Below are 12,091 nucleotides of genomic sequence, written 5' to 3' on the forward strand. Positions count from 1 at the left end.
GCCCCCGCCGTGGCGGGGATCGGGGGCCTTCGAGGGCACCGGGCGGATCAGCGGTCCGCGTGCCGCTCCTGGGCACCGCGGGCGCGCGTGAGCACGTCGTGGAAGTGCGTCTCGGACTCGATGAGGTCGTCGCGGTGCTTCTGGGAGACCTTCGGCAGCTTCTCCTCGTAGGAGCGCAGCTTCTCGGCGAGGCGGGTCCGCTCCTCCTCGCTCGCGTCCTCCGGCAGGTCCAGGTAGTCCACGGCGGCCTTCTCCGAGCCCTGGATGACGCGCAGCGCGCGGCCCTTGGGGCTGTAGAGCGAGGCGAGGACGGTGACGACCAGGACGCCCACGATGACCGTGAGCGACAGCTGGATGCCGACCTCGTAGACCGGGACGTGCTCGCCGTTGTTGATGAAGGAGAGGTTGTTCTCGTGCAGCGCGTGCAGGATCAGCTTGACGCCGATGAAGCCCAGGATGATCGCCAGACCCCACGAGAGGTAGATGAGGCGGTCCAGCAGGCCGTCGATCAGGAAGTACAGCTGGCGCAGGCCCATGAGGGAGAAGGCCGTCGCCGTGAAGACGATGTAGACCTCCTGGGTCAGGCCGAAGATCGCGGGGATCGAGTCCAGGGCGAAGAGGATGTCGGTCGCGCCGATGGCCACCATGACCAGCAGCATCGGGGTCAGGGCCCGCTTGCCGTTCTGGATGGTGAACAGCTTGTCGCCGTCGTAGTGGTCGGTGGTGTGCAGGAACCGCTTGGCCAGGCGCACCATGAAGTTGTTGCCCTCGTCGGACTCCGAGCCGGAGGTGACCTCGCCCTTGATCAGCTTGCCCGCGGTGTAGACCAGGAACAGGCCGAAGATGTAGAACAGGGCCGACCAGCGGTTGATGGCGGCGGCGCCGACGAAGATGAACACCGTGCGGGCGATCAGCGCGAAGATGATGCCGAACAGCAGGACCTTCTGCTGGTCCTCGCGGGGGACCTTGAACGAGGCCATGATGATCAGGAAGACGAAGAGGTTGTCGACCGACAGCGCTTTCTCGGTGATGTAGCCGCCGTAGTACTCCGCGGCGTAGGTGGTGCCGTCGAAACCGAGGATGAGCAGGCCGAACAGCAGCGCGATGCCGACGTACACGGAGGACCAGATGGCGGCCTCCTTGAGCGTGGGCTCGTGGGCCTTCCGCACGTGGAAGAAGAAGTCGTAGGCCAGCAGGCCGAGGATCACGACGATGGTGATGACCCATTGGATCGTGGGGATCTCCAAGGGGAGCCTCCTATGGATGTGGGTAACTTGATACTCACAAGTCTCTCCCACCGCGCCGGCGCTTGGCGCCGTGCAGACCCGCGTCCGGATGGGCGTCGCTGCCGATCGTGCTGACGTCCGCGGGTTTGAGGGGATACTCCCTTGCTCAAGGGATAAGGATACAGGAAAACCCCCGGCCCGCTCGCACTTTTTCGTCGATCATGCGCCGCGGGCGGCGGTTCCGTGGATAAAATTAGGAAAGCTATGCGGACCCCCGCACCCCACGAAAGGACCCGTCATGAAGACCCCCGCCGCCCGTTTCCGCGGATTTCTGTACAAGGCCGTCGCCTTCGCCCTCGTCGCCTTCTTCACCTGGGCGATGCCGACCGACAACCCGAACTTCGTCCACATCATCATGGGCTTCTTCCTGGCCCTGGCCGGCGTCATGGTGCTGACCGGCATCTACTCGGCCGCGGTGACCCCGCGGACCGGCAGCGAGATCGAGCTGAGCAACGGCCACTGAGGCTCGGTCGCCCGGGGCGGGACACGCCGTCGCTGAGCCTGGCTAAGCGCCCGGGGGCGACCCAGGGGGCCCCGTAGGGTCGGTCGGACAGCGTCCCCGCCCGCCCGTCGAAAGGCCCCCGATGTCCACGCCCCTCTCCCGCGCCAAAGGCTTCCTGTGGGGCGCGGTGACCCTGCTGCTCCTCGCGTTCTGGCTGTGGACGATGCCGACCACGGCGGAGATCCTGGTCTACTTCACCAAGGGCCTGCTCCTCTTCGGGGCCCTCATGCTGGTGGTCATGGGCATCCACGCCTCCCGGGCGCCGTCCCAGGACGAGCGGCAGGAGCTGGAGCTCTACCGCGGCCAGGAGCACTGAGCACGGACCGCTTCCGCACGACGACGGGCGGCTCGCCCTCCGCGGGGAGGGTGAGCCGCCCGTCGTCGTCGGAGGCGGGACCCGCCGCCCGCCCGATCAGGCGTGACCGGCCGCCTGCATCTGCCGCAGCTCCTTCTTCAGGTCCGAGACCTCGTCGCGCAGGCGCGCGGCCAGCTCGAACTGCAGCTCCTTGGCGGCGTTGCGCATCTGCTCGGTCATCTGCTCGATCAGCTCCAGCAGGTCCTCGGCCGGCGCCGCCGCCAGGCCGTCCTCGCGGATCTTGGCCGCCGCGGCCAGCGCGGGGTTCTCCTCGTCCGACGCCGCGGCCTTCTTCTTGCCCTTGACCGGCGCGGTGTGGTCGTTGGCCGCGGCCCGCATGGCCAGGAGCTCCTTGGTGTCCTCCTCCTCGCGGGCCAGCGTGTCGGTGATGTCGGCGATCTTCTTGCGCAGCGGCGTCGGGTCGATCCCGTGCTCGGTGTTGTAGGCGACCTGGATCTCGCGACGGCGATTGGTCTCGTCGATCGCGGTGCGCATCGAGTCCGTCATCTTGTCCGCGTACATGTGCACCTGGCCGGAGACGTTGCGGGCCGCGCGCCCGATCGTCTGGATGAGCGAGGTCGTGGAGCGCAGGAAGCCCTCCTTGTCCGCGTCCAGGATCGCCACGAGGGAGACCTCCGGCAGGTCCAGGCCCTCGCGCAGCAGGTTGATGCCCACCAGGACGTCGAACTCGCCCAGCCGCAGCGAGCGCAGCAGCTCCACGCGCTTGAGGGTGTCCACGTCCGAGTGCAGGTACTGGACCTTGACGCCGTGCTCCACGAGGTAGTCCGTGAGGTCCTCGGCCATGCGCTTGGTCAGCGTGGTGACCAGGACGCGCTCATCCCGGGCCGCGCGCTCGTTGATCTCGAAGAGCAGGTCGTCGATCTGGCCCTTGGTCGGCTTGACCACCACCTCGGGGTCCACCAGGCCGGTGGGGCGGATGATCTGCTCGACGTACCCGTCGGCCTGCGAGAGCTCGTACTTGCCCGGCGTCGCCGAGAGGTACACGGTCTGGCCGATCCGCTCGAGGAACTCGTCCCACTTCAGCGGCCGGTTGTCCATGGCCGAGGGCAGGCGGAAGCCGTGCTCCACCAGGGTGCGCTTGCGGGACATGTCGCCCTCGTACATGCCGCCGATCTGCGGCACGGTCACGTGCGACTCGTCGATGATGAGCATGAAGTCGTCCGGGAAGTAGTCCAGCAGGCAGTGCGGCGCGGAGCCGGCGGCCCGGCCGTCGATGTGCCGGGAGTAGTTCTCGATGCCGTTGCAGAAGCCCATCTGCTCCATCATCTCGAGGTCGTAGGTGGTGCGCATGCGCAGCCGCTGTGCCTCGACGAGCTTGTTCTGGCCCTCGAACTCCTTGAGCCGCTCCCCCAGCTCGTGCTGGATCGAGTCCACGGCCCGGCCCATCCGCTCAGCACCGGCGACGTAGTGCGAGGCCGGGAAGACGTACATCTCGTTCTCCTCGCGGATCACCTCGCCGGTGAGCGGGTGCAGCGTGTGGATCGCCTCGATCTCGTCGCCGAAGAACTCGATCCGCAGCGCGTTCTCCTCGTACATCGGGATGATCTCCACGGTGTCGCCGCGCACGCGGAAGGTGCCGCGGTGGAAGTCGACGTCGTTGCGCGCGTACTGCATGTTCACGAACTGGCGCAGCAGCTCGTCGCGGTCCACCTCCTCGCCCTGGCGCAGGGTCACCATCTGGGCCACGTACTCCTCGGGCGTGCCGAGGCCGTAGATGCAGGAGACGGTGGAGACCACGATGACGTCGCGCCGGGTCAGCAGCGCGTTGGTCGCCGAGTGCCGCAGCCGCTCGACCTCCTCGTTGACCGAGGAGTCCTTCTCGATGAAGGTGTCCGTCTGGGGGACGTACGCCTCCGGCTGGTAGTAGTCGTAGTAGGAGACGAAGTACTCGACGGCGTTGTTCGGCAGCAGCTCCCGCAGCTCGTTGGCCAGCTGCGCGGCGAGGGTCTTGTTCTGCACCATCACCAGCGTGGGCCGCTGGACCGCCTCGACCAGCCAGGCCGCCGTCGCCGACTTGCCGGTGCCGGTGGCGCCCAGCAGGACGATGTCCTTCTCCCCCGCCTCGACCCGCTCGGTCAGCTGCTCGATGGCCCGCGGCTGGTCGCCGGCCGGCTTGAACTCGGAGATCACCTCGAAGGGCGCGACGACGCGCTTGATTTCCTGTGCCAGACTCATGGGTCCCAGCCTACGCCGCGGGCCCCCGGCGGACGAGGCGCTTCGTCTGTCAGCGGACCGGGGTGCGCCGGGCGGGGCGGGGGCCCCCCCCCCCGCGGGCCCTCTGGCCCCCCCCCCGGCCTTCCCGGGGCCCATCCCCCCCCCCGGGAGACCGGCCGCCGGGCCCCCCCCGGCAGACTGGGGGCCGGCCAGACCGCCCGGCCTCCATCGCCCGGCCGCCCGCCTACCGGCCGTCGGCCTCGCCGAGCGCCGCGGACGCCGAGCCGCCGTCTCCCGCCGCGGCGCCGGCGTCGTCCCCCTGCGACCGCTGCTGCCGGTTCTGGGTCGTCTTGGGCACGCGGGTCTCGAACTCGGGACCGGTCTCCTCGTCGAACTCCGGGCGCATCCGGTACTCCTGGACGGAGTCCCAGTCGTCGGTCGCGCGGCGGCGGTACTCCTCCACGGGCAGGACCTGCTTCCACTGCCGCGTCTTCATCGGCGGCAGCTCGCCCGCGTCCTCCTTCAGCGCCCGCAGGATCATCCAGACCTGCAGGTAGGCCAGGATGAAGATCGGGAAGCCGATGACGATGATGATGTTCTGCATCGCGCTCAGCCCGTTCTCCCCGGCGACCAGCAGCACGGAGGTGCAGACCAGCCCGATCGCGATGGCCCAGAAGATGCGCTGGCGCTTGGGCGAGTCGCCCTCGTGGCCGTTGGCGATCGAGTCCATCACCAGCGCGCCCGAGTCGATGGTGGTCACGAAGAAGATGAGGATCAGCACCAGGACGAGCACGGCCGTCACGGGCAGCCACGGGTAGTTCTCGAGGAAGTGGAACAGCGCGCCGGGGATGTCGCCGTCGTCGACCACCCGCTCCACCAGCCCGCCGCCGCCGTTGAGCTCGATGTCGAAGGAGCTCATCCCGAACACGCCGACCCAGATCGCGGTGAACAGCGTCGGCAGGCCCAGCACGCCGACGACGAACTGGCGGATGGTGCGCCCCTGGGAGATCTTGGCGATGAACAGCCCCACGAAGGGCGCCCAGCAGATGTCCCAGGCCCAGTAGAAGACCGTCCACTGGCCCAGCCAGGAGCTGTCGCCGAAGGTGTGGTTGAACAGGGCCATCTGCGGCAGCCGGGCGACGAAGTGCCCGAGGGACTCGATGGTCCCCTGGAGCACGAACATCGAGGTGCCCGCCATGAGCACGAAGATCATGAACGCGATCGCCATGATGATGTTCAGGTTGGACAGCCGCTTGATGCCCTTGTCCAGCCCGGACAGGAGCGAGGCCAGCCCCATGGCGGTGATGACGGCGATGATGACCGCCTGCAGGGGCCCGGTGTACGGCACCCCGTACTGGTAGGCCAGCCCGGCGTTCAGCTGCAGCGCCCCGAGGCCCACCGAGACGGACAGGCCGAACACGGAACCGACCAGCGTCAGGATGTCGATGGCCTTGCCGACGGGCCCGTGGATCCGGTCGCCCAGCAGCGGCTGGAACGCCGAGGAGACGCGCGGCGGCAGCTTGCGCTTGTACGTGAAGTACCCGAAGCACAGGGCCGGGACCGCGAGGATGGCCCACATGAACAGCCCGAGGTGCAGGTCGGTGGTCGCGATCGCGTCCATCGCCGCCTCGGGCGTGCCGGGCTCGACGCCGGGCCGGGGCGGGACGGCGAAGTGGTTGATGGGCTCCGCGATCCCCCAGAACATCAGCAGCGAGCCGACCCCCGCGGCGAACATCATGCCGAACCAAGTGGGGGTCGAGTACGCGGGCTTCGAGTCGTCCGGCCCCAGCTTGACCCGGCCGAAGCGGCTCGCCGCTATGTAGAGCAGGAAGACGAAGAAGCCGGTGGCCCCCAGGATGTAGAACCAGCCGAGGTAGGTCATCAGGAAGTCCGCGGCCTGCCCGAAGATCCCCAGCATGGGGCCGGGAAGGGTCATGGTCAGGACCGAGAACAGCAGGACGATCAGGGCCGAGTAGAAGAAGATGGCAGGCGTGGTGCGCAGACCCAACCCGTCGTGGAGCTTGTTCAGCACGTGCGAATTCCTCGCGGTGGGATGGGAGATTCCTGCCCCGCGTGATGCCACCTCCGGGGAGAACGCCGCGCCGGAGACGGCGGGCCGCCCACCATGATAGGGCTAGGGTCGCCCGGATGGAGAATCGGCGGCTCCCCCGGCCCGGGTCCTCAGCTCGGCCCAGAGGCGCTCGACGCCGGCCTCCGTCTCCTCCGGGGCGCCCGAGTTGTCGATGACCCACGTCGCGATCTCGCGCCGCTCGGCGTCGCTGGCCTGCGCGGCGATCCGGGCCCGCGCGTCGTCCTCGGCCATGCCGCGCTGGCCCACCAGGCGCTCGACGCGGATCCGCTCCGCGGCCTCGACCACCACGACGCCGTCGAAGCGGTCCGCCTGGCCCGACTCCGCCAGCAGCGGGATGTCCTCCACCACGACGCCGCGGAAGCCGGGCCGCGTGGGCGCCTCCTCCCACTGCCGCGCGGCCTCCTCCCGGACGGCGGGGTGGACGATCGAGTTGAGCACCTGCCGGGCCTCCTCGTCGCCGAAGACCAGGCGGGCCAGGGCCGAGCGGTCGAGCGCGCCGTCGGGCCTCACCACCCCGGCCCCGAACTCGTCCGCCACCTCGGCCAGCAGCGGCGACCCGGGCGCCATGAGCTCCCGGGAGATCCTGTCCGCGTCGATCACGACGGCGCCGTGGCCGGCCAGCAGCCCCGCCACGGTGGACTTGCCCGCCCCGATGCCCCCCGTCAGTCCGATGTGCAGCACGCCAGCCTCCTCGATCCCGCCCGGCGCCGTGCCCGACGCCGGTCCTCTCCGGTCCCAGCCTAGCCGCCCCCGCGCCGTCTAGCATGGGACGATGACCGTTTCCGAGACCCCCGCCGCCGAGGAGGCCCGCGCCCGCAGCTACACGGTGCTCGCCGCGCCGGGCCGCGCCGAGAACGTGCTCGAGATCAAGCGCAGCGAGTTCCTCGGCTACGCCGCCCGCGTGGAGACCGAGGCGCAGGCCAGGGAGCACATCGAGGCGGTCCGCAGGGGCCATCGCGACGCCCGGCACGTGTGCACCGCCTTCGTCCTCGGCGCCGACCGGGAGGTCCAGCGCTCCAGCGACGACGGCGAGCCGGCCGGGACCGCGGGCATCCCGATGCTGCAGGCGATCCTGGCCCACCGGGCCCCGCTCACGGCCGGGGGGCCCGCCGCGGAGGGCGAGCGGGCGGACCTCTCGGACGTGTGCGTGGCCGTGGTGCGCTACTTCGGCGGGATCAAGCTGGGCGCCGGGGGGCTGGTCCGGGCCTACACCGACGCCGTCGCGTCCACGCTCGACGCCGCCGACCTGGCCCGGCGCGCCCGCCTGCGCCGGGGCGCGATCGAGGCCTCCCACGCCGATGCCGGCCGCCTGGAGAACGAGCTGCGGTCCGCGGGGTACACGGTGCTGGGCACCGACTACGAGGCCGCGCACGCGGTGCTGCGGCTGGCGGTGCGGGACCGGCCCGAGGACCTGGCGGAGGCGGAGCGGCACCTCGCCTCGCTGACCGCGGGCCGCCGGGAGCTCGCCTGGGCGGGCACCGACTGGATCGACCTGCCGCTGGGCTGAGGGGCCCGCGCCCGGGCGGAGAGGCCCGCGGCAGAGCCGGTCCCCCGCGCCCGGGCCCGCGCACGCGACAACGGGCCCGGGGACGCGAAAAGACCCCCTCCCCCGATCCTGAGATCGAAGGGAGGGGGTCTTTCAGGCGTCACGCCGGCGCCCTCCTCAGGGGAGGGACCGGGAGACTACTGACCGCCGGTGAGCTTCTCGCGCAGGGCAGCCAGGGCCTCGTCGGAGGCCAGGGTGCCGGAGTCGTCGGCCGGGGCCTCGGAGGAGTAGCTCGAGCTGGACGGAGCCGGGGCGGAGCCGCCGGTCGCAGCGGTGGCCGCGGCGTCGGCGTCCTCGGAGACGGCCTTGCGGACCTGCTCCTTGTGGGCCTCCCAGCGGGCCTGGGCGTTGGCGTACTCCTGCTCCCAGGCGGAACGCTGCGTCTCGTAGCCCTCGAGCCACTCGTTCGACTCGGGGTCGAAGCCCTCGGGGTACTTGTAGTTCCCCTGCTCGTCGTAGTCCGCGGCCATGCCGTACATGGCCGGGTCGAACTCGGTGCCCTCGGGGTCGACGCCCTCGTTGGCCTGCTTGAGCGACAGCGAGATGCGGCGGCGGTCCAGGTCGATGTCGATGACCTTGACGAACAGCTCCTCGCCCACGGACACGACCTGCTCGGCCAGGTCCACGTGGCGCACGGCCAGCTCGGAGATGTGCACGAGGCCCTCGATGCCGTCCTCGACGCGGACGAACGCGCCGAAGGGAACGAGCTTGGTGACCTTACCGGGAACGACCTGGCCCAGCGCGTGAGTGCGGGCGAAGGTCTGCCAGGGGTCCTCCTGGGTGGCCTTGAGCGACAGGGAGACGCGCTCGCGGTCCATGTCGACCTCGAGCACCTCGACGGTGACCTCCTGGCCGACCTCGACGACCTCGGAGGGGTGGTCGATGTGCTTCCAGGACAGCTCGGAGACGTGCACGAGGCCGTCCACGCCGCCCAGGTCGACGAAGGCGCCGAAGTTGACGATCGAGGAGACGACGCCGGTGCGGACCTGGCCCTTCTCCAGCTTGTTGAGGAAGTTGGAGCGGACCTCGGACTGGGTCTGCTCGAGCCAGGCGCGGCGGGACAGGACCACGTTGTTGCGGTTCTTGTCCAGCTCGATGATCTTGGCCTCGATCTGCTGGCCGATGTAGGGGGCCAGGTCGCGGACGCGACGCATCTCGACCAGGGAGGCGGGCAGGAAGCCGCGGAGGCCGATGTCCAGGATGAGACCACCCTTGACGACCTCGATGACGGTGCCCTCGACGACGCCGTCGTCTTCCTTGATCTTCTCGATGTCGCCCCAGGCGCGCTCGTACTGAGCCCGCTTCTTGGAGAGGATCAGGCGGCCTTCCTTGTCCTCCTTGGTCAGGACGAGAGCCTCGACCTCATCACCAACGGTCACGACCTCACCGGGGTCGACGTCGTGCTTGATGGAGAGCTCGCGGGACGGGATGACGCCTTCGGTCTTGTACCCGATGTCCAGCAGAACTTCGTCGCGGTCGACCTTGACGACTTCGCCGGAGACGAGGTCACCGTCGTTGAAGTACTTGATGGTCTCGTCGACGGCCTTGAGGAAGTCCTCTTCGGTTCCGATGTCGTTGATCGCGACCTGAGGGGTGTTGGTGGTCATGTAGTAGGGGCTCCGATGTGGATAGATGCGTACTAGGCCGATGCGGCTCGGCCGGGCTCGAACCCGGGCGCGTCAGCGCCGCAGCGGACGTTTGATGAATTGCCGTGCGCACAGGGCGCACCCCCTCAGTCTACGGATTCGGCCAAGTCGGGTCAACGGACCCGGACACGGCCGCGCCCGCCCCGGTCCTCGCCCCAGCGCCGAGGCGCCTCAGAACATGAAGTCGCAGTACGGCTCCCGCTCCACGGCGAACATCTGGGCGGCGAGATCCGCTCCGTCCCCGCCCACGGCGCCGTACCGGGCCGACGTCGCGCAGCCGCGGAACACGGCGGTGGCCAGCAGGTCCGCGGCGAACCGGGCCCGCGGCGCCCCGGGCGCCCACCCGGCGTCGTCGGCCGCCTCGAGGACGCCCTCCCCCGGCCCCGGGTTCGACGCCGCCGGGGTCACGCGCGCGACGCCGTCCGCGACCTCCAGCTCGTAGGCCCCGGTGACCAGGCCGGCGGGGTCGTCGACCAGCAGCGCCAGCCGGCCGTCCGCGGCGTAGGCCCGCGACTCCAGCACGCGCGGGACGTCGAGGAGGCGGGTCCACAGCCGGTCCTCGTCGCGCAGGCTGGTGACCGCGCGGGAGTCGGTCAGCAGGTCGGCGACCTCCCGGCCCGGCGCGTCCTCGAACTCGATCCGGTCCACCAGGTCCAGGGAGAGCAGGTGGTCCCAGAGCGCCACGCGGGCCCGGTCGCTCGCGGCCTGGAAGTCCTTGACCTCGGCGACGCCGAGCCCCGAGGCCTCGTCCGTGCGCCGCTGGATCGCGACGTACCCCTCCGGACCCTCGGGCCCCAGGCAGAGGTACCCGAGCCGCTGGCGGACGGGCTCGAGCGAGTTCTCGTACGGGTTGACCGCGCCCACGTGATACTCGGAGACCGCGCGGGACCTCACCGGCTGGCCGGCGCGGCGTCGCGCGACGGCGGCCGCGAGCTCGGCGGCGTAGGGGGCCAGCTCGGCGGCGGGCAGCTCGTGGATCCGCACCCGGGTGGCGGGCGGCCGCCAGCACCGCGGGCAGGATGCGCGGGCGGCGGGTCGTCTCGAGGCGGTAGGACACCACCCGGGAGCTGACGCCGAAGCCGAAGCGGCCGTAGATGGTCGCCTCGGAGGCCGTCAGCGCCGCGAGCGCGTCCCCCGCCGCTGCGCCTCGGCCAGCTCGGGGCCGAGCATGGACCGCAGCAGGCCGCGGCGCCGGTGGGTGGGGGCGACGCTCACGGCCGTGACCATCCACGTCCGCGCGGCCCGCGCGCCGACCCACAGGCTCGAGGGGAAGCAGCCGATCGTCGCGACGGGCAGCTGCGCGCCCGCGGCGTGGGGCAGGGCGGCGGCCTCGGTGAAGCCGCGCAGCACCAGGCCCGCCTCCTGGTCCGCCCGCGCCGACCAGTCGATCACCTCGCGCGTGCCGGGATCCATGTAGAAGGCGGCGTGGATCCGCCGGTGGGCGCGCTCGTACTCGGGGCGCGCCCGGTCGCCGTCCAGGTGGTCGCGGATCTCGAAGGGGGTGAGTGCCATGGGGTCTCCTGAGGTGGGGCGGAGGGACGAGGGTGGTGCGGAGGGACGAGGGGGCTGCGGCGGTCCGGCTCGGCCCGCCTGCGTGCGGGCGCTGCCGGGGCGGGCCGGCGCGTCGAGCTGCGCGGGCTCAGCCCGCCTGCGCGCGGGCGAAGCGGCGGATGGTGTGCAGCACCGACGACTCGTCGTTCGGGCCGATGACGAAGTGCGCGGCGTCCTTGACCTCCCGGTACCCGTTGGCCACGCACATCGAGAACTCCGCGCGCGCCATGAGGGGCAGGTCGTTCAGGGTGTCGCCGAAGGCCAGGGTGCGCTCGGGCCCCACGCCCAGGTGGTCCTGGAGCCGCGCCAGGGTCTTGCCCTTGTCGACGCCGGGGGCGGTCACGTCGAGCCAGGAGCGCTCGGAGTCCACGATGTAGGCGTGCTCCCCGTGCGCGGGCTCGAGCGCGGCCTTGATCCGGCTCGAGCGCCCGGCCGGGTCGAAGACGGTCAGCTTGACGAAGTCGGCCGGCACCTCCTCGTAGTCCGCCACGGTGCGCACGCTGCGGTAGGAGCGGCGCACGACGGCGCGGCGCTCCTCCGGCGTCGAGACGTGGACGTACGCGGTGCCCCCGGCGCAGGCGATCAGCGTCGGATCCGGGTCCAGCTCCCGCAGGTCGGCCAGGATGCCCAGGGCGCGCTCGCGCTCGAGCGCGCCCTCCCAGCGGACCTCGCCCGCGCGCTTGATGCGCGCCGCGGAGTCGCCGAGGATCCAGAAGTCCTCCCACACGCCGTCGAACAGCTCCTCGACGCGCTCGCACTGCTTGCCGGTGCACGCGACGAACTCGATGCCGGCCTCGGCCGCCTCGGCGAGGACCTCGCGGGCCAGGCCGCGGTCGAACTCCCCCGCGCCGTCCAGGAACGTGCCGTCCATGTCGCTGACCGCGAGTCCGATCATCTGCCGTCTCCTTCGCTGGGTGGGATGGGGCGGGCCGCGCGCG

11 protein-coding genes are annotated in these 12,091 nt (G+C 70.9%); 3 read left to right on the forward strand and 8 right to left on the reverse strand.

Going from position 1 to position 12,091, the window contains the following annotated elements:
* Positions 1-47 precede the first annotated feature (47 nt).
* A complete protein-coding gene (locus NBM05_RS08935; RefSeq protein ID WP_254166642.1) occupies positions 48-1,247 on the reverse strand; it encodes a TerC family protein in 1,200 nt (399 codons plus the stop codon).
* 277 nt (positions 1,248-1,524) lie between these two features.
* Between NBM05_RS08935 and NBM05_RS08940 the strand changes: the two genes are divergently transcribed.
* Together NBM05_RS08940 and NBM05_RS08945 are read left to right on the forward strand one after the other, a co-directional pair.
* Complete coding sequence (locus NBM05_RS08940) at positions 1,525-1,749, forward strand: hypothetical protein (protein WP_254166643.1); 225 nt, start codon at positions 1,525-1,527, stop codon at positions 1,747-1,749.
* 121 nt (positions 1,750-1,870) lie between these two features.
* Positions 1,871-2,104 carry a hypothetical protein gene (locus tag NBM05_RS08945; protein ID WP_254166644.1) on the forward strand — a complete coding sequence of 78 codons (234 nt, stop codon included), beginning with the start codon at positions 1,871-1,873 and terminating at the stop codon, positions 2,102-2,104.
* 96 nt (positions 2,105-2,200) lie between these two features.
* Here NBM05_RS08945 and uvrB read toward each other — a convergent pair whose 3' ends face one another.
* The 3 genes from uvrB to coaE all read right to left on the reverse strand — a co-directional run bounded on the left by uvrB (position 2,201) and on the right by coaE (position 7,091).
* The gene (uvrB, locus tag NBM05_RS08950) at positions 2,201-4,339 is read right to left on the reverse strand and encodes an excinuclease ABC subunit UvrB (protein ID WP_254166645.1); all 2,139 of its coding nucleotides are present in this window, start codon (positions 4,337-4,339) and stop codon (positions 2,201-2,203) included.
* Positions 4,340-4,562: 223 nt separating this feature from the next.
* Entirely contained in the window at positions 4,563-6,350 is a 1,788-nt protein-coding gene (locus tag NBM05_RS08955; protein ID WP_254166646.1) for a BCCT family transporter, read from the reverse strand.
* Between the two features lie 102 nt (positions 6,351-6,452).
* A complete protein-coding gene (gene coaE / locus NBM05_RS08960) occupies positions 6,453-7,091 on the reverse strand; it encodes a dephospho-CoA kinase (protein WP_254166648.1) in 639 nt (212 codons plus the stop codon).
* Between the two features lie 91 nt (positions 7,092-7,182).
* On the opposite strand from coaE, the gene NBM05_RS08965 reads away from it, so the two are divergent.
* Complete coding sequence (locus NBM05_RS08965) at positions 7,183-7,917, forward strand: IMPACT family protein (protein ID WP_254166650.1); 735 nt, start codon at positions 7,183-7,185, stop codon at positions 7,915-7,917.
* A 176-nt stretch (positions 7,918-8,093) separates the two neighbouring features.
* Here NBM05_RS08965 and rpsA read toward each other — a convergent pair whose 3' ends face one another.
* From rpsA to NBM05_RS08985, 4 genes are all read right to left on the reverse strand, one after another.
* Complete coding sequence (gene rpsA / locus NBM05_RS08970) at positions 8,094-9,563, reverse strand: 30S ribosomal protein S1 (protein WP_254166652.1); 1,470 nt, start codon at positions 9,561-9,563, stop codon at positions 8,094-8,096.
* 210 nt (positions 9,564-9,773) lie between these two features.
* Entirely contained in the window at positions 9,774-10,586 is an 813-nt protein-coding gene (locus NBM05_RS08975) for a sterol carrier protein domain-containing protein (protein WP_254166654.1), read from the reverse strand.
* 129 nt (positions 10,587-10,715) lie between these two features.
* Positions 10,716-11,114 carry a GNAT family N-acetyltransferase gene (locus tag NBM05_RS08980; RefSeq protein ID WP_302183830.1) on the reverse strand — a complete coding sequence of 133 codons (399 nt, stop codon included), beginning with the start codon at positions 11,112-11,114 and terminating at the stop codon, positions 10,716-10,718.
* 127 nt (positions 11,115-11,241) lie between these two features.
* On the reverse strand, positions 11,242-12,048 hold the full coding sequence (locus NBM05_RS08985) for an HAD-IIB family hydrolase (protein ID WP_254166656.1): 807 nt from the start codon (positions 12,046-12,048) through the stop codon (positions 11,242-11,244).
* Positions 12,049-12,091: the final 43 nt, after the last annotated feature.

It is taken from the genome of Rothia santali (assembly GCF_024199905.1).
GTDB classification, from domain to species: Bacteria; Actinomycetota; Actinomycetes; order Actinomycetales; family Micrococcaceae; genus Rothia; species Rothia santali.